The sequence below is a fragment of the Streptomyces hyaluromycini genome (assembly GCF_002217755.1).
Lineage (GTDB): Bacteria > Actinomycetota > Actinomycetes > Streptomycetales > Streptomycetaceae > Streptomyces > Streptomyces hyaluromycini.
In genome coordinates this window covers 132384-156456 of the sequence record NZ_BCFL01000025.1, presented here as the reverse complement: position 1 = coordinate 156456, position 24073 = coordinate 132384, and the positions used below count along the sequence as shown (strand labels likewise).

The 24073-nt window shown below is 72.8% G+C and carries 19 protein-coding genes and 2 pseudogenes; 12 read left to right on the top strand and 9 right to left on the bottom strand.

The genetic code is table 11. The annotated features are described in order from the left end of the window. Positions 1–98: 98 nt before the first annotated feature. Positions 99–425, top strand: a pseudogene (locus SSP29_RS60195) (ribosome small subunit-dependent GTPase A); the annotation flags it as partial. Here SSP29_RS60195 and SSP29_RS56865 read toward each other — a convergent pair. Continuing rightward, positions 376–510, bottom strand: a pseudogene (locus tag SSP29_RS56865) (ribosome small subunit-dependent GTPase A); the annotation flags it as partial. The pseudogenes SSP29_RS60195 and SSP29_RS56865 sit on opposite strands and share 50 nt — an antisense overlap. Before the next feature lie 262 nt (positions 511–772). Between SSP29_RS56865 and SSP29_RS33160 the strand changes: the two are divergent. Continuing rightward, on the top strand, positions 773–3874 hold the full coding sequence (locus tag SSP29_RS33160) for an ATP-binding protein (RefSeq protein ID WP_089104569.1): 3102 nt from the start codon (positions 773–775) through the stop codon (positions 3872–3874). Between the two features lie 171 nt (positions 3875–4045). Here SSP29_RS33160 and SSP29_RS33155 read toward each other — a convergent pair whose 3' ends face one another. Beyond that, positions 4046–4603: a hypothetical protein gene (locus SSP29_RS33155; RefSeq protein WP_145968978.1), complete on the bottom strand. Its 558-nt coding sequence runs from the start codon at positions 4601–4603 to the stop codon at positions 4046–4048. Between the two features lie 782 nt (positions 4604–5385). Here SSP29_RS33155 and rsgA point away from each other — a divergent pair. The 4 genes from rsgA to SSP29_RS33135 all read left to right on the top strand — a co-directional run bounded on the left by rsgA (position 5386) and on the right by SSP29_RS33135 (position 10040). Further along, a complete protein-coding gene (gene rsgA / locus SSP29_RS33150; protein WP_089104567.1) occupies positions 5386–6501 on the top strand; it encodes a ribosome small subunit-dependent GTPase A in 1116 nt (371 codons plus the stop codon). Positions 6502–6614: 113 nt separating this feature from the next. Then, entirely contained in the window at positions 6615–8036 is a 1422-nt protein-coding gene (locus SSP29_RS33145) for a DNA-3-methyladenine glycosylase 2 family protein (RefSeq protein WP_174856033.1), read from the top strand. Next, a complete protein-coding gene (locus tag SSP29_RS33140; protein WP_089104565.1) occupies positions 8036–8524 on the top strand; it encodes a methylated-DNA--[protein]-cysteine S-methyltransferase in 489 nt (162 codons plus the stop codon). The genes SSP29_RS33145 and SSP29_RS33140 overlap by 1 nt, the downstream gene beginning before the upstream one ends. A gap of 334 nt (positions 8525–8858) precedes the next feature. Then, on the top strand, positions 8859–10040 hold the full coding sequence (locus SSP29_RS33135) for an SGNH/GDSL hydrolase family protein (RefSeq protein ID WP_089104564.1): 1182 nt from the start codon (positions 8859–8861) through the stop codon (positions 10038–10040). Positions 10041–10044: 4 nt separating this feature from the next. Here the strand turns inward: SSP29_RS33135 and SSP29_RS33130 are convergent, their stop codons facing one another. Both SSP29_RS33130 and SSP29_RS33125 read right to left on the bottom strand, forming a co-directional pair. Beyond that, positions 10045–10533: a DUF456 domain-containing protein gene (locus SSP29_RS33130; protein ID WP_089104563.1), complete on the bottom strand. Its 489-nt coding sequence runs from the start codon at positions 10531–10533 to the stop codon at positions 10045–10047. A gap of 44 nt (positions 10534–10577) precedes the next feature. Beyond that, complete coding sequence (locus SSP29_RS33125) at positions 10578–11558, bottom strand: helix-turn-helix transcriptional regulator (RefSeq protein WP_089104562.1); 981 nt, start codon at positions 11556–11558, stop codon at positions 10578–10580. A 568-nt stretch (positions 11559–12126) separates the two neighbouring features. Here SSP29_RS33125 and SSP29_RS33120 point away from each other — a divergent pair. Both SSP29_RS33120 and SSP29_RS33115 read left to right on the top strand, forming a co-directional pair. Further along, on the top strand, positions 12127–13668 hold the full coding sequence (locus tag SSP29_RS33120) for a protein phosphatase 2C domain-containing protein (protein WP_089104561.1): 1542 nt from the start codon (positions 12127–12129) through the stop codon (positions 13666–13668). A 78-nt stretch (positions 13669–13746) separates the two neighbouring features. Continuing rightward, on the top strand, positions 13747–15489 hold the full coding sequence (locus tag SSP29_RS33115; RefSeq protein ID WP_089104560.1) for a pyruvate dehydrogenase: 1743 nt from the start codon (positions 13747–13749) through the stop codon (positions 15487–15489). Between the two features lies 1 nt (position 15490). On the opposite strand, the gene SSP29_RS33110 is transcribed toward SSP29_RS33115, so the two are convergent. Next, positions 15491–16945 carry a helix-turn-helix domain-containing protein gene (locus SSP29_RS33110; protein ID WP_089104559.1) on the bottom strand — a complete coding sequence of 485 codons (1455 nt, stop codon included), beginning with the start codon at positions 16943–16945 and terminating at the stop codon, positions 15491–15493. Positions 16946–17123: 178 nt separating this feature from the next. Between SSP29_RS33110 and SSP29_RS33105 the strand changes: the two genes are divergently transcribed. From SSP29_RS33105 to SSP29_RS33095, 3 genes are all read left to right on the top strand, one after another. Next, positions 17124–17744, top strand: coding sequence for a hypothetical protein (locus tag SSP29_RS33105; protein ID WP_089104558.1), 621 nt, complete (start codon positions 17124–17126; stop codon positions 17742–17744). Between the two features lie 160 nt (positions 17745–17904). Continuing rightward, a complete protein-coding gene (locus tag SSP29_RS33100; RefSeq protein WP_089104557.1) occupies positions 17905–18366 on the top strand; it encodes a hypothetical protein in 462 nt (153 codons plus the stop codon). Positions 18367–18672: 306 nt separating this feature from the next. Next, positions 18673–19122: an ATP-binding protein gene (locus SSP29_RS33095; RefSeq protein WP_089104556.1), complete on the top strand. Its 450-nt coding sequence runs from the start codon at positions 18673–18675 to the stop codon at positions 19120–19122. Between the two features lie 96 nt (positions 19123–19218). Here the strand turns inward: SSP29_RS33095 and SSP29_RS33090 are convergent, their stop codons facing one another. Next, positions 19219–20253: a DUF2637 domain-containing protein gene (locus SSP29_RS33090; protein WP_089104555.1), complete on the bottom strand. Its 1035-nt coding sequence runs from the start codon at positions 20251–20253 to the stop codon at positions 19219–19221. Between the two features lie 328 nt (positions 20254–20581). Then, positions 20582–21406, bottom strand: coding sequence for a (2Fe-2S)-binding protein (locus tag SSP29_RS33085; RefSeq protein WP_089104554.1), 825 nt, complete (start codon positions 21404–21406; stop codon positions 20582–20584). Positions 21407–21569: 163 nt separating this feature from the next. Between SSP29_RS33085 and SSP29_RS33080 the strand changes: the two genes are divergently transcribed. Next, positions 21570–22337 carry a GntR family transcriptional regulator gene (locus SSP29_RS33080; protein ID WP_089104553.1) on the top strand — a complete coding sequence of 256 codons (768 nt, stop codon included), beginning with the start codon at positions 21570–21572 and terminating at the stop codon, positions 22335–22337. A gap of 286 nt (positions 22338–22623) precedes the next feature. On the opposite strand, the gene SSP29_RS33075 is transcribed toward SSP29_RS33080, so the two are convergent. Both SSP29_RS33075 and SSP29_RS33070 read right to left on the bottom strand, forming a co-directional pair. Next, positions 22624–23124: a DUF2231 domain-containing protein gene (locus SSP29_RS33075; RefSeq protein ID WP_089104552.1), complete on the bottom strand. Its 501-nt coding sequence runs from the start codon at positions 23122–23124 to the stop codon at positions 22624–22626. 74 nt (positions 23125–23198) lie between these two features. After that, positions 23199–23966 (bottom strand): hypothetical protein, encoded by a 768-nt coding sequence (locus SSP29_RS33070; RefSeq protein WP_150135375.1) that lies wholly within the window; start codon positions 23964–23966, stop codon positions 23199–23201. Between the last annotated feature and the right edge of the window lie 107 nt (positions 23967–24073).

Below are 24073 nucleotides of genomic sequence, written 5' to 3'. Positions count from 1 at the left end.
GTTCATCATCGTTTCCACCCCGGTGGTCTCCGGCTGACACCCGACACATCCTCCGCGCGCCGAGCGCGCCGCCGGGGCCACCCTTCGAAGGGTTCCCCTTGTTCCACAATTCGCTCAACACCTCTCCCACTTCCGATGGCCGGCACGCCCTCGCTTCCTATGGGTGGGATGAAGGCTGGACCGCTGAATTCACTCCGCACGCCGAACTGGGGCTGGTACCCGGCCGTGTTCTGCGGGTCGACCGTGGCCAGTGTGATGTCGTCACTCCGGCAGGCGTCGTCCGTGCCGACACCGAGTTCGTCGTGCCCGGTGACCCGATGAAGGTCGTGTGTACGGGAGACTGGGTCACCGTCGACCCCGAAGGTGACGATCCTCGCCGAGGTCGAGTTCGACGGCGAGGGACACCGCGACGATCGCGTGGTCGACGTTGGCGGCGAGGATCTGCCCCTCGGACCGCTTGGAGGAGGTGGAGCGCACGAAGGCCGTGCGCCGGGGCAGCAGCGTCCGCACGGGGCATTGGGGAAGCAGGCGGACTGCCAGGTCGCGCGAACGGGAGGTCTTCCAGCGTGACGTGAGTCCAACTGGCCTACGAGGAACGGGAATTCATCGAGGACCACCCGAGTCTGAACGCCCCGAGAGTCGTACTGGCAGGCCGCGTGTTCCCCCCGGTAGGGTCCTGACCCGTTACTGATGATCAGTAGTGGCGCGATGGCACACCCTCACCTTTGCTCGGTGGTCGTCGTCCCTGGCTGACCGTGGGGATTGGCGTGTGATGACGTTCGGTGAGATGTTGCGGGAGTTACGCCGGACAGCGGGGCTGACGCAGGAGGAGCTCGCCGAGGCCGCCGGGCTGGCGGCCAGGTCGATCAGGGATCTGGAGCGGGGCCGCCGGAAGCGGCCGCAGCGGCGCACGGTGGAACTGCTGGTGTCGGCGCTGGGGCTGGCCGACGCCGACGCAGCCGCGCTGCTCGCCGTCGGCCGTTCCGGTCGGCAGGGCGGTCCTGTGGCCGATGACGGTGCGACGGGATCAGGTCTGCTCGATCGCCACAGTCAACTGGCGGCACTCGAGCGCGCGGCAGGTGAGGCCCGGGCCGGCCGGGGCGCGGTGGTGCTGGTGCGGGCGAGCGCGGGGATGGGGAAGACCTCCCTGGTGAACGCCTGGGCAGCGGCTGAGCAGTCGCGGGGGATCAGGGTGGTGCGGGGCAGCGGGGGAGAGCTGGAGCAGGACTTCGCCTTCTCGGTACTACGGCAGCTGGCCGAGCCGCTGCTGGCCCGGGCCGGTCGTGCCGGGCGGGAGCGGCTGTTGTCGGGCCCGGCGGAGCCGGCGTCGCACGCCCTTCGGCCGGCTGGAGCCGGCGAGGGCGGAGGGCTGTCGTCCGAGGCGTCGCAGGGCCTGCTGCACAGCCTGTACTGGCTGATGGTGCATGTCACGGATGACGGGCCGGTCGCTCTGGTGGTCGACGACGTGCACTGGGCGGACGGCCCGTCCGTACGGTGGCTGGAGTACCTGACGCGGCGTCTGCGCGGTCTGCCGTTGCTGCTGGTGCTGGCGGCACGGCCGGACAGCGGGACCCGGGCCGAGCCGCTGCTGGAGCGGATCGCCGCCCAGCCGGACTGCCTGCCGGTCGGGCTGCCGGCGCTGGGCGCCGACAGTGTGGTCCGGCTGGTGCGGGCGAGTCTGGGCCAGGACGCCGAACCGCGGTTCGCCGCCGCCTGCGCCAAGGCGTCCCAGGGCAACCCCCTGCTGCTGCGCGAGTTGCTGCGGACCCTGGCCGACAACGCTGTCAGACCTGCCGACGGCCAGGCACATCTGGTCGAGGAGTTCCGCGGCCGGATCCTGGCGGACACCGTGGTCAAGCGGCTGACGGGCCAGCCGGAGCCGACCCGGCGTCTGGTCGAGGCCCTGGCGGTGCTGGGGGACGGGGCCGACTGGCATCTCGCGGCCGAACTGGCGGAGTTGGGCGAGGCGCAGGCCCGGGAGCACGGCCGCCGGTTGCGGCGGATCGGTGTGCTGGCACCTGGTGAGGTGGCGCGGTTCGATCATCCCCTGGTCCGCGCCGCGATCGCCGAGACCGTCGTCGGACCGGTGGAGCTGGCCGCCGGACACGCGCGGGCGGCCGAACTGCTGCGGCGCGAGGGGGCGGCCGGCGATCTGGTGGCCGCCCACCTGCTGCTGGCGGAACCGAGTGGTGAGGCCTGGCGAATCGACGCCCTGCGGCAGGCGGCGCGGGCCACGCGCGGCCGAGGCGCCCCGGAGATCACCGCGGGCTATCTGCGCCGGGCCCTGCGGGAGCCGATGTCCGGCAAAGAACGCGGTTCGCTGCTGCTGGAGCTGGGCGAGGACGAGTTACAGCTCGACGTCGGCGCCGCGCGGCATCATCTGACGCAGGCCTCGGCCGTGTTGACGGACCCGTACTCCCGCGCCCAGGCGGCCTACCTGCTCGCCAACGCGCTGTTCCTCGGGCATGAGCACGCTGACGCCGTCGAGGTGCTCACCCGCGCGGTGGAGGACCTGCGGCAGGCCGAGGACGGCACCGGGACGGCCCGTGAGGTGTCCTGGTTTCTGCAGGCCCAGATGCTCCTGATCGGTTATGACCAGCTGTCCACCCTCCCCGCGGCCCGGCAACTCGCCGGCCGGCTGTGGGGTCACAAGCTGGCCGGTGACACCCCGGGCGAGTGCGCGGTCCTGGCCGCCCTGGCCGCCTCGGCCGTCGCCGGGGATGCCGACGCCGCCGTCACCAACAGCCTCCTCGACCGGGCCCTGCGCGGCGGGTTGGCGGCCATGGACCAGTCGCAGCTGCTCGTGAGCCTGGCCGGGATGGCCTACATGACCACTGACCGGCTCGACGACGCAGCCGCGCGGTTCGGCCAGATCGCCGACAATGGTGCGCGGTGGGGTGTGTTCCTCATGGTGTCGACGGCGATGATCTGGCAGCTCAGAGTCCGCGCGCGCCGGGGTCAACAGCTCGCGCTCACCCCGGACTTCGGACATCCCGCCGCCACGACCGGCGAGGGCCTGGAGCATCGGGCACGGCTGGCGCTGATGACCCAGGTGGGCGAATCGCTGATCGAGCGGTGCGACCCGGCTGCGGCGGCGCGGGTGCTGGTGCCGGACGCCGACACTGATCGGGCCGGCTGGCTGTGGCAGGGGCAGATGCTCCTCGCACGCAGCCGGGTGTACGCCGCGCGGGGCAATTCGGCCGCTGCCCTCACGGTCCTGCTGGAGTACGGTGCTCAGGAGAAGCGGACGCAGGTCGCGAACCTGACCGGGGCGCCCTGGCGGTCGCAGGCGGCGCTGCTGCACCTGGCGCTCGGACAGCGGACCGACGCGCTCCAGCTGGCCACCGAGGAACTGGAGTTGGCCCACCGCTGGGGCACCGAGCGAGTGATCGGCCTGGCGTCGCGTTGCCTGGGGGTCGTCATGGGCGGCCCCGAGGGGGAGGCCCTCCTTCGCGAGGCCGTCGCCGTGCTGGAGCGGTCTCCGGCCCGCCTGGAACTGGCCCGGGCCCGGTACGAGCTGGGCGCCGCGCTGTCGCGCAGGGGCGAGGCAGACCAGGCCCGCCGGGTTCTCACCCAGGCGCTGGACCTCGCCGGGACCTGCGGCAGTGTCCTCCTGGCCGGCCGGGTACGCCAGGCGCTGGCCGAGCTGGGGGTGCGCCCGAAAGCCGCGCCGGCCCTGGCCCCGAGCCTGTCGCCGACCGAGCACCGGGTGGTGGAGCTGGTCGGCGATGGTCACAGCGACCGTCAGGTCGCCCAGGCCCTGCTGCTGACTCCGCAGGATGTGACCGGCCTGGTGGAGCGAGTGGGCCGCAAGCTGGGGGTGACCAGCAGGGCGGAACTGGTGCGCCTGGCCGGAGCCGGCCACGCCCGGTAGGTGCCGCAGGGCCCGGACCTCCGGGTGCGAGAGGCCCGGGCCCTGCCGTGGCCCGAGGGCGGACACCGGGTGCGGCTCCCCCTCCCCGCCACACCAGCAGACCACCGGCTGCGGACCGGCGGTTTCCGCCGGTGCCCTCACCATCGGGCACCGACAGAAACGCTCACGAATTCACTGCTTCAGGACGTCGACCTTGGACCAGCTCTGGTCCTGCCTGGTCGGGTCCGTTCGGCCGGTGACGGTGACGTACTTGCCGGAGCCGTCGTGAGCGTTCAGGTTGTAGCTCTGGTCCTTGTAGGGGAGCATCGGATAGCCCCAGCCGGTGCCGTCCCCCAAAACCCATTGCTCGTAGCCATTCGTCGAGTCGTACGGCATCAGGTCGACGTTCTCGTTGTTGTAGACCGATCCGCTGTGATTGAGGCCCAGGACCATGCCTTTCGCCTCGTTGTACATGTACATATCGCCGTCGTCCCCGCTCTGCTGCCACATGCAGTAGGGGTCGATATTGAGCGTGAGCTGATGGACGGTCGCGACGGTGTCATTCGCGTCGGCGCACAGCACCATCTGCTGGCCGGCGTTCGCGATCAGGAAGTAGCCGGACAGGCCGGGCGGTACTGGGTTCGCGTCGGCGTGCGCGGTGGGCACAGCGACGAGGAAGGCCGCGCTCAGGGCGGCTACCGGGTAACGAAGCACCCGGGTAGAGCGGGAGACGGCACGTAGGGATGACACGCGGAACTCCTTCACGGTCGTTTCGGGACGTGTATGCCAACACCCCACGGTGCTGACATATCGATAGAGGCGGATGGGCCGAAGGGTTACTGGTCCGGTCATGGGGCAGGCCACCCGTTCGCATCAACGCCTCCCGGCATGGGCGGCAGCCGAACTCACGAAGCGCCCTCTCGTGAGTCCGGTCTTCTCAGCTCTTCGGGATCAGCGCGTAGCGGACGGGAGGTCGGCGAACAGCCGGGCGAAGCCCTCGCGGACACCGACCCGGCCGTGCCGGACGCCGTCCGGGGTGATGAAGACCGTTCGGGAGCTGAGGTCGCTCACGGGTGGCGCCTTCCTGTACTCGATGAGGAGGGGTGACTGCTTGACCGCGTACAGCAAAACATCGACGCGGACAGGGACACCAGGAAGAAGAACGGGACGGACTACCGGAAGATCCACCGGAACAAACCAGGAGCGCGGGGCAGGGACGTCGACTCGTACGGCCGCCTCGGTCGCACAGCGGATCCCATCGAGCTGCCCGTCTGCGCTCGCCATGGTTGCGTCGAAATTCGGTGGCGTCGCGGCCCGTGCACCTCCTAGGGTCAGTGGTGTTCGAGCGGCAACCCTTGAGGTGCCGCGGGTGACTTGGCTTGTCCGGGAGGTGTGACCGATGGCTGTCTCTGTGATGGGCGCTGCCCGCATCCGGAAATTCGTCAAGTCCACTCCCGTGGCCTCCGGCTGACCTCTTTCTCTCCCGCGCCCGTGAGCGCGGTGCCGGGGCCGCCCTTGTGAAGGGTCACCCCTTGTCTTTCTCCACTCTCCCGGGTTCGTCCTCGTTCTCCTCGCACCCCCTCGCGCCGTACGGCTGGGACGCGGACTGGGAGGCCGAGTTCGCTCCGCACGCCGAGCGGGGTCTCCTGCCCGGCCGTGTCGTACGGGTCGACCGCGGTCTGTGCGATGTCGTCACTCCGGCAGGCGTCGTCCGTGCCGATACCGAGTTCGTCGTGCCTCGTGACCCGATGAAGGTCGTGTGTACGGGGGACTGGGTCGCCGTCGACCCCGAAGGTGACGATCCGCGGTATGTGCGGACGTTGCTGCCTCGGCGCACGGCCTTCGTGCGTTCCACCTCCTCCAAGCGGTCCGAGGGGCAGATCCTCGCCGCCAACGTCGACCACGCGATCGTCGCGGTGTCCCTCGCCGTCGAACTCGACCTCGGGCGGATCGAGCGGTTCCTGGCGCTGGCCTGGGAGTCCGGGGCACAGCCGGTCGTGGTCCTCACCAAGGCCGACCTGGTCCCGGACCCGGTGACCCTCGCGCACCTCGTCCAGGACGTCGAGACGACGGCCCCGGGCGTGCCCGTCCTCACGGTCAGCGCGCACGCGGGCGACGGCCTGGACGCGCTGGTCGCCCTCGTCGGCTCCGGTACGTCGGTACTGCTCGGCCAGTCCGGCGCCGGCAAGTCCACCCTCGCCAACGCGCTCCTCGGGGCGGAGGTGATGGACGTCCAGGCCGCCCGGGACGTCGACGGCAAGGGCCGGCACACCACCACCACCCGCAATCTCCTCGCACTCCCGGGCGGCGGCGTGCTGATCGACACGCCGGGACTGCGGGGGGTGGGGCTGTTCGACGCCGAGACCGGGGTCGGGCAGGTCTTCTCCGAGATCGAGGAACTGGCGGAGGAGTGCCGGTTCTCCGACTGCGGACACGAGAGCGAGCCGGGCTGCGCGGTGCGCTCCGCGGTGGAGGCCGGGGAACTGCCCGTACGTCGGCTGGAGAGCTACCGCAAGCTGATGCGGGAGAACCAGTGGATCACCGCGAAGACCGACGCCCGGCTCCGGTCCGAGATCAAGAAGGACTGGAAGAAGAGGGGCGCGGAGGGCAAGGCGGCGATGGAGGCGAAGAGGGGGCGGTGGCGGTAGGAGGCAAATACGCCCCCGCGCCCCTTACGGAGCGCTCCGCTTACGGGGCGCTCCAGCGCCGTGTCCGATTCCCGCCAGCCCCGCCCTTCGCCATCGCCCACACTTGAACCGTGATGGACGAAGACACCAGGTACGAGGCGGTCCGCAGCCGCGATGCCCGCTTCGACGGCGCGTTCTTCTTCGCCGTCGAGACCACCGGCATCTACTGCCGCCCCAGCTGCCCCGCCGTCACCCCGAAGCGGCGCAACGTCCGCTTCTTCCCCACCGCGGCCGCCGCCCAGGGCTTCGGCTTCCGGGCCTGCCGGCGATGCCGCCCGGACGCCGTACCGGGGTCCGCCGAGTGGAACGTCCGCGCCGACGTCGTCGGCCGGGCCGTGCGGCTGATCGGCGACGGCGTCGTGGACCGGGAGGGCGTCGGCGGGCTCGCCGACCGGCTCGGCTACAGCGCACGCCAGGTGCAGCGGCAGCTCACCGCCGAGCTCGGCGCCGGCCCCGTCGCCCTCGCCCGGGCCCAGCGGGCGCACACCGCGCGCACGCTGCTGCAGACCACCGAGCTGCCCATCACGGAGATCGCGTTCGCGAGCGGATTCGCCAGTGTGCGGCAGTTCAACGACACCGTCCGCGCCGTGTACGCCACCACCCCGAGCGGGCTGCGCGAGGCCGCGCCCGGCGGCCGGGGCGCACGGCGCGGTTCCCCCGCCACCGGGATCCCGCTGCGGCTCGCCCACCGCGGCCCGTACCAGGCCGGCCCCGTCTTCGACCTGCTGGAGCGGGAATCCGTGCCCGGCGTGGAGGAGGTCACCGGCACCCCCGGCGCGCGCACCTACCGCCGTACCCTGCGGCTCCCGTACGGCCACGCCGTCGTCGCCGTCGAGGAGCGGGCCGGTACGACCGCCACGGGCCTCGGCGCCCATCCCGGCGGCTGGCTCGACGCCCGGCTGCGCCTCACCGACCCGCGTGACCTGACCACCGCCGTACAGCGGCTGCGCCGGCTGTTCGACCTCGACGCCGATCCGTACGCTGTCGACGAGCGGCTCGCCGCGGACCCGCGGCTCGCTCCGCTGGTCGCCGCCCGGCCGGGGCTGCGGTCACCCGGCGCCGCCGACCCGGCCGAGGCCGCCGTACGGGCGCTCGTCGGCAGCGAAGCCGCCGAGCGGCTGGTGCGGCGGTACGGCAAGGCGCTGGACGCGCCGTCCGGCGGCCTCACCCACCTCTTCCCCGAGCCCGCGGTGCTCGCGGGCGCGGAGTCCGACGGCAGCCTCGGTGCGCTGGCCGCGGGGCTCGACGACGGGACGGTACGGCTGGATCCGGGCGCTGACCGGGACGATGCGGAGGCGGCGCTGCGGGCGCTGCCCGGGATGGACCCGGCGGTCCTCGCCACCATCCGCGTCCGGGCCCTCGCCGACCCCGACGTCGCCCTGCCCGGGCTGCCCGGCCTGCCCGGCCTGCCCGGGATTGACGTACCGGACGAGTGGCGGCCCTGGCGGTCGTACGCCGTCCGGCATCTGCTGGTGGAAGGAGAGTCGAGGAACTGATGGGTGTCACGTACTGGCAGCGGGTCGCTTCGCCCGTGGGGGAGCTGCTCCTGACCGCCGACGGTGACGGGGCGCTGACCTCGCTGTCCGTGCCCGGGCAGAAGGGCGGCCGGAACGTCGCGGCGGGGTGGCTGTCCGACCCCGGTCCCTTCAGGGCCGCCGAGGATCAGCTCGGCGCCTACTTCGCCGGTGAACTCAAGGAGTTCCGGCTGGAGTTGAGCACACGCGGTACCGAGTTCCGGGAGCGGGTGTGGGGTGCGCTCGACGGTGTTCCGTACGGGGCGACGACGACGTACGGGGAGATCGCCGCGCGGATCGGGGCGTCCCGGATGGCGGTTCGGGCGGTCGGCGGGGCGATCGGCGCGAACCCGCTGCTGATCGTGCGGCCTTGTCATCGGGTGATCGGCGCGGACGGGACGATGACCGGGTATGCGGGGGGACTTGAGCGGAAGGTGTGGCTGCTGACGTTGGAAGGAGCGGTGGGTTAGGGCTGGGGCGGGGGGTGGGGACGCTTACCGGCGCTGGCCGGGTGCCGCCCGCGCCCACCCGTGCCGCCCTGGGGGCACCTCCCAGGCCCTTAAGGCACTGGGGGAGGCACGACTCCGCGGCTGGGAAGAAGCGGCGGCTGTAGCGCCCCTTCAGGGGCGCGGGGAACTGCGCGCTCAGCCCCCACCCACCCGCAGCCACCCCCCACCGTCACCACCCCTCCGCCGCCCCCTCCCGCGCTCCGCCACCCGGGTGGTCCCGCAGTCGAGTTGCTGTTCAGGCCACCCCTCGTATGTCACCTTCCCGTCCAGTGGGCCTTCGGAAGGGCGGGTGTGGATGGGCAGGGTCGGGCGGGTGCTCGCGGTGGCGTTGTTGCTGGTGGTGGGGGTGAGCGGGCGGGCCGGGGCCGACGCCTGGCCCTCGCTGTGGGCCGGGAGCTGGGAGGCCGCCCCCTCCGGTACCGACCCGGCGGTACCCGGCGCCGCGTTCCGCAACGTCGTTCACCTGAGCGTCGGCGGCAGCGCGGTCCGCGTGCGGGTCAGCAACCGGCTGGGCAGCGCCCCGCTCCGGCTCGGGGCCGTCACCGTCGCCCTCCGGCAGGGCGACGGCCCGGACGCCGTACCCGGGTCGATGCGCGCCGCCACCTTCGCGGGCACCGGCACCGCCGTGGTACCCGTCGGGCAGGACCTGGTCAGCGACCCGGTGCCGCTCGCCGTCCCGGCCGCCGCCGATCTGCTGGTCAGCATCGAGACCCCCGGCGACTCCGGGCCCGCCACCTTCCACCGGGTCGCGCTCCGGACCAGCTACGTGGCCGGGCACGGCGCCGGGCGGGCCGACGACGAGGACGGCGGCGCCTACACCCGCACCACCGGCCACTGGTACTACGTCACCGGCGTCGACGTACGGGCCGTGACCCTCGGCAGTGTGGTCGCCTTCGGCGACTCCCTCACCGACGGCAACGGCACCAGCATGGACGCCGACCACCGCTGGCCCGACCGCCTCGCGGACCGCCTGCGGCCCTTCCGGATCGGCGTCCTCAACGCCGGGATCTCCGGCAACCGGCTCATGCTCGACAGCACCGGAGGACCGGGGGCCCTGAGGCGCCTGGACGCCGACGCGCTCGACCGGAGCGGTGTCCGGACCCTGGTCCTCCTCGAAGGCATCAACGACATCAAGGGCACCCCGGAGGCCACCGACCCCGGTGACTTCGTGCGGGCCTACCGCACCCTCGTGGCCCGCGCCCACGAGCGGGGGATCCGGGTGATCGGCGCCACCCTCACGCCGTACGCCGGGTACAGCGGGTACACCGAGGCCCGGGAGGCCGTACGCCAGCGGGTGAACGCGCTGATCCGCGCCCGGCACGTCTTCGACGCGTACGTCGACTTCGACGCCGTCGTACGGGATCCGCAGCAGCCCGGCCGCATCCGGCCCGCCTACGACCCCGGCGACCACCTGCACTTCAACGACGCCGGCGCGCGCGCCCTGGCCGATGCCGTCCCGCTCGTCGACCTGCTCTGAGGCCTCAGCCGGCGGTCCAGATCACCGCGGTCAGCCAGCCGGCAGTGACCAGCAGGCACGCCAGCAGCTCGGCCAGCACGCTGGAGCCGCCCGCGTTCATCGTGGTGCGCAGGGCGGCCCGCGCCTCGGCGCGCCGGCCGAGACGGAGGCGTTCGTGCAGGTAGATCCCGGCCATGAAACCGGGAATCGCGCCGACGACGGGGAGCAGGACGAAGCCGAGGACGGCGCCGGTGCCGGCGTACACGCGCATGCGGGGGGTGGCGCCGCTCGCCCGGAGCCGGCGCGGGGGCAGGACCCAGCGGACCACCAGCGCCGACAGCAGCACCACGGTCGCCCCGACCAGGACCGTCCACGCCACCGGGCGCGGGTCGTACAGCGCCCACCACAGCACCGCGGCCCACACCAGACCCGTCCCCGGCACCCCGGGCACCAGTACCCCGCACAGGCCGAGCACCAGCACCAGGCCGACCAGCAGGAGTTCCCCAGCTCCCATCTGCCCAGAGTGCCGGACGACCGCCGGATGCGCAGGCCAGCAGGTCAGTTCCGGGTCGCCCAGCCCCGCTCGTAGGCGTGCCAGCCCAGCTGCAGCCGGGTCGACACCCCGGCCAGCTCCATCAGCCGCTTCACCCGGCGCTGCACGGTCCGCAGCCCCAGATCGAGCTGCTTGGCCACGCTCGCGTCGGTCAGGCCGGCCAGCAGCAGCGAGAGCACCTCCAGGTCGGTGGCGTCGGGGCCGTCCGGCTCCTCCTCGCGCACCCCGGTCGCGCCGAGGCGGAGCGGCAGCGCCTCCCGCCACACCGACTCGAACAGGCCGCAGAGCAGTTCCAGCAGGCCGCTGGCGTGCACCACGAGGGCGGCGGGTTCCGAGGCGCGGGAGGTGAGGGGGACCAGCGCCAGCGCCCGGTCGGCGACGACCAGCTTCGTCGGCACCCGCTCCGCCACCCGCACCTGCTCGTCCCGGCCCAGCGCCGCCGTCAGCTCCGTGACCGCGTCCGGCAGGTCGAGCGCCGGCCGCTCCATCACCACCCGGTAGCGCACGCCCCGGTGCGCGGCCTGTTCCTCCGCGTCGTTCTCCGCCCCGGTGACAGCCATCGGCTTCTCCGTGACCAGCGCGCACACCTCGTCCAGGGCGCCCAGCTGGAGCTGGAGGAACCGCCGGGCGACGGCCGGGGCACCGGTCACCACCTCCACCAGGTCGTGCACCGCGGGCTCGGCGGCCGCCGCCCGGTACTCCTCCGCGAGCAGCGCCGCCGCCAGCTCCGCCTTCTCCAGTTCGTGCCGCTGCTGGGTGAGCAGCGCGCCCAGCGCGACCCCGGGCGGCGACGCCACCCAGCGGCCCGGCCGGCCCGAGGACCGGGCGGCCAGCCCGTGCCGCTCCAGCCGGCGCAGCGCGCGCTCGGTGTCCGGTTCCGCCAGCGTCAGACGCCGTGCCAGGCCGGGCACGTCGGCGGCGCCCGCGGACACCAGCGCCCGGTACGCCGACTCGTCCCGTTCGTCCAGCCCCAGCGCTGCCAGCATCGACCCGCCTTCCTCCCTCGATCCCCGGTGGCCTGGCGGGAACCGGCCACGGCGCAAACCCGCCGTGGCACATCATCGCCGTACCGCGCGCCACTCTGCCAAGATCACGTCACCGCAGCACCTTCGCACGGGAACCCGATCCGTCATTCACAGCTGGCCGCCAGGAAGACCCGTCACAATCTGGCCTTCCGGTCGGCGCCGTGGCGTCCGGCCGTGCGAACGGTGACCGGCCCCATGACGCGCGTACGCGTAGGGGATCTGGGGCCGGTCACTCCGGTGTCGCCGGGTGGTTCTCCCGTGGGGGGTGGGACCACCCGGCGACTCACACGTGTCATCCCCGAAAACTCCGACAACTCAGTCACCCTCGTCACTCCCGTCAGCCGCGCCCCGCCCCTGTCGTCCGCCGCGCCCGCGTCGTCCGTGCCGCCGGTCCCGCGCGTGTCGTCGAGTCCCTTTCCTCGTACGGGTGTTCAGGATGTCCCTCGACACGCCGTTCGAGACGGGGGCGGGTGCGGGATTTTCCGGATGCCCCGTTTTCATCTGGCCTTTGCGGTGGACAATTAGGGGCATGAGCCAGCCAGGGGGTAGGCCCACCCGTCATGAGGACGACTGGTGGGGGCAGTTGTACGACGACTCCACCGAGGACACCGGACCCACGGCCGCACCCGATTCCCTGGACGACCGCTTCGCCTCGGCGAAGAAGACGGTGGGGGGACGGCGGGGCGTCACCGCGGAACCGGGCGACGAGCAGGCACCGCCGACCGTGCCTGCACAGCGGGCGGCCGTCGCCCCCGCCGAGGACACCTGGGCCGCTTCGAAGCGCTGGCCTTGGGACGAGGAGGACCAGGAACTGCTGGAGGCGGACGACGACGCCCCGGCCGATGCCCACCCCGCGACCCGCCTCGACCTGACCACGCTGCCACCGCGTGCCGCCCCGGACAGCCCTAGAGCCCTGGAAACCCCGGGAGTTCCAGAAACCCCGGGAGTTCCAGAAACCCCGGGAGTTCCAGAAGCCCCGGAAGTCCAGGAGCCCCCGGAAGGCTGGGAGGCCTCGGGAAGCTGGGGGCTCCCGGAAGGCTGGGAGGCCCCGGAAAGCCGGGAGGCCTCGGCCGCCGTGGCCGTCCCGGCCGCTGCCTCGGCCTCCTCCGTGGACTACGTCGGCTCCGGACCGCCCACCTACGACGCCGAGCCCACCGCCCTGCCCCCCGCCGACCCCGACGAACTCGACGACCTGGTCGCCGACACCGTCCTGGACGGCGCCCGGTACGGCGCCTGCACCCTGCGGGCCGTCTCCCAGCGCGGCGACTCCGCCCGGTACCGGGGCGAACCGCGCCGCGACGCCCTGCTCACCGCCCGGTTCGGGACCGGCGAGCAGGCCCTGGTCCTCGTCGCCATGGCCACCGGCGCCCGGGCCACCCCCGGCGCGCACCGGGCCGCCGCGGAGCTGTGCGAGTGGATCGCCCGGGCCGTGGGCCGCAGCCACCAGCGGCTCACCGAGGACATCCAGGCCGCCCGGCGCGGCGACCTCAAGTCCGGCCTGCACCGGCTGACCGACCGCAGCCTCGGCAAGCTCCGCGCCAGCGCCGCCGAACAGGGCGTCGTCCCCGAGGAGTACGCGGCCAGCCTGCGCTGCCTCCTCATCCCCGCCCACCCCCAGTGCCGTACCCGCGTCTTCTTCGGGGTCGGCGAGGGCGGGCTGTTCCGGCTCCGGGGCGGCGAGTGGCAGGACATCGAACCGCGCGTCGACGCCGACACCCCCGGTGAACCCGTGCTCGGCTTCGGCTCGCTGCCCTCCGAGACCCCGCAGGGCGACCGGCTCACCATGGACCTCGGCATCCCGACCCCGCCGAGCCCCTACGAACCGGCCCCCGAGCCACCCCGCGACCCGTTCCTGTTCCGGGCCTCGGTAGCCCGCCCGGGTGATGCGCTCGTGATGTGCACGGGCGGCCTCGCCGACCCGCTGCGCGGCGAGCCCGCACTCTGCGCCTACCTGGCCCGGCGCTGGTCCGGCCGCACCCCGCCGGGCCTCGCCGCGTTCCTCGCGGACGCCCAGGTACGGGTCAAGGGGTACGCCGACGACCGTACGGCGGCGGTCGTCTGGGAGGCGTGAACGCGACCTCTGTGGATACATGGAAGGGCATTGCGGGGGGAGCCGGAGATCCGCGGAGCCGAAGGGTGCCCGACCGCCATGGCCAAGCAGAACGTCGCCGAACAGTTCGTCGACATCCTCGTCCGCGCCGGGGTGCGCCGCCTCTACGGCGTCGTCGGCGACAGCCTCAACCCGGTCGTGGACGCCGTACGCCGCAACTCCGCCATCGACTGGATCCACGTCCGCCACGAGGAGACCGCCGCCTTCGCGGCCGGCGCCGAGGCCCAGATCACCGGCACGCTGGCGGCCTGCGCCGGCTCCTGCGGCCCGGGCAACCTGCACCTCATCAACGGCCTCTACGACGCCCACCGCTCGATGGCCCCGGTCCTCGCCCTCGCCTCGCACATCCCCTCCAGCGAGATCGGCCTCGGCTACTTCCAGGAGACCCACCCCGACCGGCTCTTCCAGGAGTGCAGCCACTACAGCGAGCTGATCTCCAACCCGCAGCAGATGCCCCGGCTGCTCCAGACCGCCATCCAGCACGCGGTCGGCCGCAGCGGAGTGAGCGTGGTGAGCCTGCCCGGTGACATCGCCGACCAGCCCGCCCCGGAGCAGTCCGCCTCGGCGGCCATCGTCACCTCCCGGCCCACCGTCCGCCCCGGCGACGCCGAACTCGACAAGCTGGTCGCGATGATCGACGCGGCGGACAAGGTGACCCTGTTCTGCGGCAGCGGCACGGCGGGCGCCCACGCGGAGGTCATGGAGCTGGCCGAGAAGATCAAGTCCCCGGTGGGCCACGCCCTGCGCGGCAAGGAGTGGATCCAGTACGACAACCCGTACGACGTCGGCATGAGCGGGCTGCTCGGCTACGGCGCCGCCTACGAGGCCACCCACGAGTGCGACCTGCTGATCCTGCTCGGCACCGACTTCCCGTACAACGCCTTCCTCCCCGACGACGTGCAGATCGTGCAGGTCGACGTCCGCCCCGAGGTGCTGGGCCGCCGCTCCCGCCTCGACCTCGCGGTGTGGGGCGACGTGCGCGAGACGCTGCGCTGTCTGGTGCCGCGGGTGCGGGCCAAGGAGAACCGGCGGTTCCTCGACCGGATGCTCAAGAAGCACGCGGACGCGCTGGAGGGGGTGGTGAAGGCGTACACGAGGAAGGTCGAGAAGCACGTACCGATCCATCCGGAGTACGTGGCCTCGGTCCTCGACGAACTCGCCGCCGACGACGCGGTGTTCACCGTCGACACCGGCATGTGCAACGTGTGGGCGGCCCGCTACATCTCGCCCAACGGCCGCCGCCGGGTCATCGGTTCCTTCTCGCACGGCTCGATGGCCAACGCGCTGCCGATGGCGATCGGCGCCCAGTTCACCGACCGGCGGCGGCAGGTCGTGTCGATGTCCGGGGACGGCGGATTCGCCATGCTCATGGGCGACTTCCTCACCCTCGTCCAGTACGACCTGCCGGTGAAGGTCGTTCTCTTCAACAACTCCGTGCTCAGCATGGTCGAACTGGAGATGCTGGTCGCGGGCCTGCCCGCGTACGGCACCGCCAACACCAACCCCGACTTCGCCGCCGTCGCCCGGGCCTGCGGCGCCTACGGCATGCGGGTCGAGAAGCCCAGGCAGCTCGCCGGTGCGCTCAAGGACGCCTTCACCCACAAGGGCCCGGCCCTGGTCGACGTGGTCACCGACCCCAACGCGCTCTCCATCCCGCCGAAGATCAAGGCCCAGATGGTCACCGGCTTCGCGCTCTCCGCGTCCAAGATGGTCCTCGACGGCGGCGTGGGCCGGATGGTCCAGATGGCCCGCTCCAACCTGCGCAACGTGCCGCGGCCGTGAGTCAGCCGGTGGTCGGCACCCACTGGCGGACGCCGTCCACGAAGCCGTACCAGTAGTGCGGCAGGCCCTTGATGGAGCTGGTGCGGAACGGCCGGCCGTGGTCGTCGATCCGGACCGTGCCGCTGCGGCCCTGTGACGACCAGTCGAGTTCGAGGTACCAGCGGCAGTCGCAGCCGACGGTGCTCGTCTTGACGCGCAGCACCTCGGGGTCCGTGGCGGAGACCCGGTAGGGCAGGTGCATGGTCGAGACGGTCTTCCCGTCGGGGCCCTCACCGGCCACCGGGCGGGCGATGGGGCGGTCCTTGTCCAGGTTCACGTCGAAGTAGCGCGGGGTGAGCCCGCCGCCGCAGCCGTCGGCCATGGAGTAGGCGATGCCGGGCGCGGGAGCCGTACGGCCGACGACGCGCACCCGCAGGGCCTCCAGGACGACGGCGGTGGACGAACGGCCCTGCACGGAGACGTCCACGATCGTGTTGCCGCCGTGCACCGCGCTCTGGGTGGCCGCCCAGGTGCCGGCGTCCTGCGGGGCGGGCGGCGGCGGGACCTGGGCCGGCTGCTTGTCGATGACGTAGTCGTGGTCGCAGCCCAGTTCCCAGAGCTGCGAGTCGGCCGTCCAGGTGAGGGGGACGCCGGTGGGGGCCGGGGTGCCGGGCGTGCTCCGGCCGGCGGGGGAGGAGGTCTTGGAGCCGTCCGACGAGGCCGAGGGCGACGGGGTGGCCGAGGTGGGGTTCGGCGCCGGACCGGTGGCGCCGGTGCCGTGGCGCTCGGCGTCGCCGGCGGCGGTCGTGGCGGAGGAGCCGGTGCCCCGGGCCGCGCTGCCACCGGCCGGCCGGTCGTCAGGGAGGGCGGCCAGGGTGCCCAGCGTCGCCAGCAGGGCGGTGACCACCGCCGACGTGACCAGCGTGTGCCGCCGCCGGTACCAGGGGCGGGCGACGGGGGCCGATCCTGTCAACGGTTCCGCGCCGACGGCTCGCGGGATCTGCGGCGCCGTCTCCGCGGGTACGGAGGCCGTTGGGGGTTCGGAGTCCTCCGTGGGTCCGGGGTCCTTTGTGAGTCCGGAGGTCTCCGTGGGTCCGGGGTCCTCTGTGAGTCCGGAGGTCTCCGTGAGTCCGGAGGTCTCTGTAGGTCCGGAGGTCTCCGTGAGCCCCGCGTTCTCCGTGGCGCGCGGTCGCTGGCGTGCTGCCACCGCGCGCAGCCAGCGCTCGTGGAGATCGAGCCGTTCCTGCGGTGCCGCCCCGCAGAACGCGGCCAGGCGTTCCACCGGAGCGAAGTCCAGCGGCACCGCCTCGCCCGCGCAGTAACGATGCAGGGTGGAGGTGTTCATGTTCAGGCGACGGGCCAGGGAGCCGTAACTCCGGTCCGTACGGTCCTTCAACTGCCGCAGCAGCGCCGCGAACTCCTCGACGTCGTCGCGCACGGGCACCTTCCCCCGCTCGTCCGTATCCCAGGCACTCATATACCTGCACGTCAGAAGGGCTGGGATGGTTCCAGGCCGGCGAAACGGCCGGTGGCCGTTGCCGTCCGGCGAGGCGACGGCCGATGCTTTTGGTGTCGCACCGACCAGGGCCGGACCGACCAACCGGCGCCGTCGGCGGCATCCCGCACCCATGCACCGAACTCACGGGGGATCAGTCATGCCCAAGCGCACCCGAGCAGGCGCGCTCACCGCACTCGCCGGCGCCGCACTCGTCGCCGGCACCGCGCTCGCCGCTCCCGCGGCGGCCGCACCCAAGGCGCCCGGCTTCCTCACCGCGGCCGACCTGCCACCGCGGGCCGGCTCGTCCTGGACGGCCGGCAAAGTCACCGCAGGCATACCGGACGAGGTCAGGCAGGACACCTGCGTGGGCGTCGCGCTCGGCGGCGGCCAGGACTCCTGGTACCGGGAGTTCCGGACCGATCTCGACACGAGTGCCCGTCAGATCAGTGCCGAGCTGCCCAGCGTCAGGGTGGCGAAGGGCCGGTTCGCGAAGCTCGACGAGGACATCGTGTCCTGCGCGGACCGGATCGAGATGGACGATCCGGCGACGCAGGCCACGTTCCAGGACCACGGCACCCTGCCGGTGGGGGACGGCGCCCATGTCTACGCCCTGCACACCGTGACGTCCTGGGGCGCCAGTGACATCCGGCTCGTCTCCATCGGCCGGGAGGGCCGCACCGTCACCGTCGTGGACTGGGGGCAGCTGGGCGACTTCGCGGACGCGCCCGTGAAGGCCTTCAAGAAGACCACCACCACGGCCGTGAACAAGCTCCACTGACCCACGCGAGGACCGGGGCCGCCCTCTCCCTCGGGGGAGGGGAGGGCGGCCCCTGACACAGGACAGCAAGACACAGGACAGCAAGACACAGGACAGCAAGACACAGGACAGCAAGACACAGGACAGCAAGACACAAGACTCGGAAAACGGGGAATCAGACATGAGCAGCAAGACCCGCGCCGTCCTCACCGCCGGCGTCCTCGCCGTGGCCCTCGGGCTCGGCGTCACCGCCCAGGCCTCGGCCGGCGCTCCGCGCAGCGTCGCCGGCAACCCGGCCGACAACATCACCCGCATCGCCGACTTCTACGGCGCCTACATCGACGCCGAGAGCGACCCGGACGGCAGCGGGAACCTGTCCACCGCGCTGCGCGCCTACTACATCGACCCGACCTACCTGAAGAAGCTGGCGGCCTGGGAGGACCGGGAGCACGCGGACGGGGTGCTGCGGGCCCAGAACACCCCGCTCAAGTGGAAGGTCACGGACAAGGGCACGGCCAAGTACACGGAGGCCGTCGTCACCCTCACCTGGAGCCGCAACACCACCACGAAGCTGGTCGTCGACATGACCCGCTCCACCCACAAGATCATTCACATCGGCACCACCGGCCTCGGGGGCAAGTAGCCGGAAGGTCGGCTTTCGGCCAGGTTCGCCGGTGCCGCGGACCGCGTGAAACAGCTCGGGGGGTTGTGTGCGGGGCTGAATCACGCCGGGTCCGCTGCACCCTTGGCGCGTACGGGACGGTCCGGGCGGTGACGTACGGGCCGGAGCGGACCCGGGACTTGGCCGAACACCCGGTCGTCATCGACGTGACATGACTGGCCCGTGCCCGAGCGGGCATGGATCCCGTGAACGTGTTCGATCAGGAGGGGATCCGGCAACAGCGTGCGGGCGGGGGTCATGAACAGTCAGGCACGAGGGGGCGGTCCCGTGGCCATCGGGGCCTCCTCGGCGCAGACGGCGGGGGAAGAGACCGACACGACGGAGCGGGGGCACCCCTCGCAGCTCAGGCGCCGGCTGGGGCGGTCGGACCTGCGGGCGGTGCCCGAGGCACGCAGGGAACTGCGGGAACTGCTGCGGCACTGGGGGCGTCCCGGCCGCTCCGAGATAGCGGAACTGCTCACCAGCGAACTCGTCACCAACGCGCTCGTCCACACCGACCGCGAGGCGGTGCTGACGGCGGTCGTGGAACCGAGCCAACTACGCGTGGAAGTACGGGACTTCGTGGCCCGCAGGCCGCGGGTGTGCACCCCGGGCACCGGCGACGGCACACACGGCCGGGGCCTGGTGCTGGTCGACTCCCTCGCGGACGCGTGGGGTGTCCAGGCGCACGAGGTCGGGAAGTCGGTGTGGTTCGAACTGGACGCGGAGGCCGCCTAGCGGGGCCGGGGCCGTATACCCGACGGGACCAACGGGACGGGGGCGTGACCTTCAAGGTCACGCCCCCGTCCCGAGGTGCCGTACGGCAGCAGGTGATCAGCCGAACTGCTGCTCAAGGTCCTTGAGCTTGCGCTCCAGGGAGTCGAGGCGCGGCAGCGCCATTGTGTCGTCCTCCGCGGTCAGGTCGACCGTGATCGGGTCAGACCCTTTGCGGACGGGCTGAAGGGAGGGCCGCTGGCGTACGGGCAGCTGCTCCGGCGCCGATATGGCAGGCTCCGCAGTGGGCTGGGAGGCGCGCTCCACCTGGTGCTGCACCTCGTCCTGCCGGCCGCGTCCGACGAAGCCGCGGTGGCCCCGGCTTATGGCCTTGAGCTGGGCCCGCTCCAGACGGTCCTGCTCGCGGCGGCGCAGCCGGTTCGTCTCCTTCTGCCGCTTGTCCTCGCGCACCTCGTCGACCGCCTCGTCCAGGCTGCGCACGCCCTCAAGGAGCATCAGCGACCAGGCCTTGTAGGTCTCGCGGGGGGCACGCAGCCAGCGGACGATACGGATCTGCGGCAGCGGGCGCGGCACCAGACCCTGCTCACGCAGGGCGGCCTTGCGGGTCTGCTTCAGCGCGCGGTCGAAGAGGACGGCCGCGGACAGCGACATGCCGGCGAAGAACTGGGGAGCGCCCGCGTGGTCGACGCCCCTGGGCGCGTGCACCCAGTTGAACCAGGCCGCGGCGCCCGCGAACGTCCACACGAGTATGCGGGAGCCGAGGGCCGCGTCACCGTGGCTCGCCTCGCGCACCGCGAGGACGGAGGAGAACATCGCCGCGCCGTCCAGACCGAACGGCACGAGGTACTCCCAGCCGTCGGAGAGGCCGAGGTTCTGCTGGCCGAAGCCGACCAGCCCGCGGAACGAGAGGGCCGCCGCGACCGACGCGGAGGCGAACAGGAGCGCGTAGGAAACGGTGCCGTACACGGCTTCCTTGCGCCGACGGCGCTCCTCGCTGCGCTCCCACGAGTCGTCCTTCGCGTGCTCCCCGCCGGACCGCTTGGAGCGCGCAAGCACCGCCACCGCGACCAGCATGCCCAGGAGCAGTACGGCGCCGGGAAGCAGCCAGTTCAGCGATATGTCGGTCAGTCTCATCTAGGGGTCCCTTGCATTGGGATAGGGCGTATCGCCCGCCATAGTGGCCCAACCCCACTGGCCCTCAGGGGGTTTCGGGGCAAGAGGCCGCCAAGGAAGCGCAAGGGGATGCCCCAGGGCGGCATTCTGCTCGAACTGCCGCGTGAGGGGCGGGAGCTGAGTTCGAGTAAGACTACCCATACGGGTGGTTCCTCGGAAAGTTCCTGCGGCAAGTGAGGAAGTTGTGAATTCCCTGTCCCCGCAGCGGCGCCCCTGCCACCGGTGATCTTAGTGGATGCCGAAGGGTGCCGTGTGCCGGGGCGGGTGCCGCGGACGGGCTGAGGGCGGCTCAGGCCGCCGTGGCCGCCGCGAGTTTGGCGATCCGGTCGTCGTCGCAGGTCCGCGGGCAGGTGGCGCAGGTGTCCTCGGGGCGCAGCGTGTAGTACATGCAGCAGCTCGCGCGGTCCCGGGTGGGCAGCGGCTCCCCGGACGGGCCGGACAGCACCCGGAAGGCGGCCGAGCCCACGTACGGCTTGGTCGCGCCCGGGAGGAGCTGTTCGAGTTCGCGTACGGCCCGCGCCTCGTCCCCGAGCAGTCCGGCGATGTACCAGAGCCCCTCGACGACCTCGTCGGTCGCCATGCCCCACAGGGCGCGCCCGCGCCGCCGCATCCGCGGCCCGAAGCCGCCGAGGACCGGTTCCAGGTGCTCGGCGACGGCCGCCCGCACCTCGGCCCGCAGCGCCTCCTCGCCGGCCACGACGACCGCGCCGGGCAGCGCCGCCGCCGGGTCGCCCGAGAGGCAGGCGAAGGAGGCGACGCGCACGGCCATCCGGCCCGCCCTGCGGTCGTACGACACCTCGGTCGCGGGGAGGCGGGGGACCCGGCGGTCCAGGAACCAGGGGAGGGTGATCAGGAGGCAGGCGGCCCAGCCGTAGCGGTGCAGGCCGAAGGTCGCGACCACGTCGGGGCGGGCCGGCTTTCCCTCGTCGCGCAGGATCTGGTCCTCGTCCCAGGCCAGGAAGGCGTCCAGACCGGGACCGCCCGCCGCCAGCTCGGCGGCGCCGACCCAGTCGCCGCCCCGGGGTGCCGCGTCGCCCGGCCCCAGCTCCGTGACCGCCAGGTCCGGGCAGACCTCGGTGAGGCGGGCGTAGGAGGCGGAGACGGGGGAGATCATGGACTACCGCCGATCGAGTGAGGGCCGACTGTTAGATAAGTAAGCCTTACCTTACCCATCCGTTCGGAAATTTGAACCAGCGCCTTGTGCGCCTAAGGTGCTTGACGGACAAGTAACAACCCGCCGTTAATGACCCAAGTGCCGACGAGCCGGAGGAGGACCCGTGGACCAGCGCGCGCACGCGGCTCCCGCCGAGACGGCCAGGGTGCCCGCGCAGTCGCGGTCCGAGGAGTCGGCGCGGGAGGCGCCCGGTCATCCCGCCGGTCCGCCGGCCGCGCGGGGCGAGCACACGCACAGCGAGCGGCCGATCCCGCAGCCGAGGCCCGCCGTGCAGCGGGCGTCCGTGCGCGGGCAGATCCTCGACGCGTTGCGTACGGCGCTGGTCGGCGGGGAGCTGGCGCCCGGCGAGGTGTACTCGGCGCCGGCGCTGGGGGAGCGGTTCGGGGTCTCCGCGACGCCGGTGCGCGAGGCGATGCAGCAGCTGGCGCTGGAGGGCGCGGTCGAGGTCGTGCCCAACCGCGGGTTCCGGGTCGTGGAGCGGGGTGCTCGCGAGCTCGCGGAACTGGCCGAGGTGCGGGCGCTGATCGAGGCACCGGTGATGCTGCGGCTGGCGCGCAGCGTGCCGGCCGAGCGGTGGGCCGCGTTGCGGCCGCTCGCCGAGGAGTCGGTGCGGGCGGCGGCGACGGGGTGCCGGGTGACGTACGCGGAGGCCGACCGGGCGTTCCACCGGGCGGTGCTGGCCCTCGCGGGCAACGAGCAGCTGGTACAGATCGCCGAGGACCTGCACCGCCGTGCGGTTCCGCTGCGCGGGGCGCGGGCCGAGCTGATGGCAGATGCGGCCGAGCATGCGGCGCTGCTGGAGGCGTTGATCTCGGGGGAGCTGGACTCCGTGCGGAGGCTGGTGGCCGGGCATTTCGCCGCCGCGGGCTGACAGGAGAGGGTGTTTGCGGCGGCGGCTCGCCGTTGGGAGCACGACCGTCGCCCGGGTGCGGGTGCGTCGTGGCTTGTCGCGCAGTTCCCCGCGCCCCTGAAGGGGCGCTACAGCCGCCGCTTCTCCCCAGCCGCGGGCGCCCGCGATCGCTCCCAGCCGCGGGCAGTCGTGCCTCCCCCAGTGCCTTAAGGGCCTGGGAGGTGCCCCCAGGGCGGCACGGGTGGGCGCGGGCGGCACCCGGCAAGCGCCGGTAAGCGTCCCCACCCCCCCCGGGGCCTCAGCCCCCTCAGTTGCCTTGGGCCGTCTTCTGGTACGCGTCGTGCCACGCCGCCTTCGCGCCCGAGTCGCCTATGCGGTAGACGTCGACGACCGCGCCGGCCGCCACGGCCACCGACAGCACGCCCACGACGATCCGCACCGGGAGGGCCGACCAGCGGGCGTCCTTGCCGGGAGCCTGCTCCTCGCTGCTGCGCCGCGTCGCCCACCACACCACCGCGGCCAGTACGAACAGACCCAGGGCCCACGGCAGCAGCCCGTCGCCCAGTTCGGTGTGCCGGCGGACCAGGGTGTCCTCGGTCACGTGCCGCTCCAGCCACTCGCCGGCCTGGGTCGTCAGCGGCACGCTGACCAGGGCGACCAGGGCGAGCGCGGGCAGCAGCACCCCCAGCCGCCGGGCGACCCGCGGCCACAGTGCGGCCGCCACCAGGGCGAGTGCCGTCAACGGGACCAGGACGACGACGAGGTGGACCAGCAGGACATGGGCCGGCAGCCCGTTGACGGTGCTCATGGCGAAGCGCTCCTGAGAGGGTCGGGGCGCGCCAGCCTGGCACAGCAAACTCTCAGTTTCCTCTGAGCCGATCCTCAGGCGGTCGCCGCTCCCGGAGCGGGCGGTGTCAGCTGCCGCGCCAGCCAGGTCGGGACGCCGCCCAGGAGGCGGAACAGGCGGCCCGCCTCCTCGCGCAGGCGTGATGCCTCCGGCTCGGACTCCGTGTCGGCCAGGGAGGCGAGGGCCGGGGCCGTGCCCACCAGGTAGCCCAGCTCCTCCCTGATCCGCAGCGACTCCGCGAACCCGTGCCGTGCCTCCGCCAACTCCCCGTCCCGCAGCGCCAGTCCGGCCAGGTGGCGCCAGGTGAAGGAGAGGAGGAGCGGATCGGCGTGGGCGGTGGCGGCGGCGTGGGCGCGGCGGTAGGCGGCGCGGGCGGCCTGCGGGGAACGGGTGAGGTTCTCCGCCAGCAGACCCCGGCGGAAGTCGAGCAGCGCCCGCCCCGACGTCCCCGGAGGGATCAGCGCCGCCGCCCTGCCGAGCGCGGCCCGCGCCTCGTCCGCCCGGTCGCGGACGCCGTGCAGCGTGGCCGCGTAGGCGAGTTGGCCGCGCTCGCAGGCGGCCGCCCCCCGCTCCTCGTCGGTCCGGGCCACCGCCTCCGCCGTCCGCAGCGCGTCCTCCGCCTCTTCCCAGCCCCGCTCGGTGTACAGGCACCGCTCGACCATCAGCCCCGCCCGCTGCAGGGAGTACGCCGGGGTGTCCGACGGCAGCAGGGCCGCCGCGTCGGCCCAGCAGGCCCGCGAGCGCAGCCGCCATACCGCGGTCTGGAGCGGATCGTCACCAGCGGTCGTTCCGTTCCCAGACATGGCGGAGTACGCCACGTTGCCCTCCCCTAGCGCGCCGTCGAGCAGTGAAGTGGTGGCCGCATTCCAGCACCGATCGCCGCGCGGGGCCAAGAGGGTGGGTGAATAAT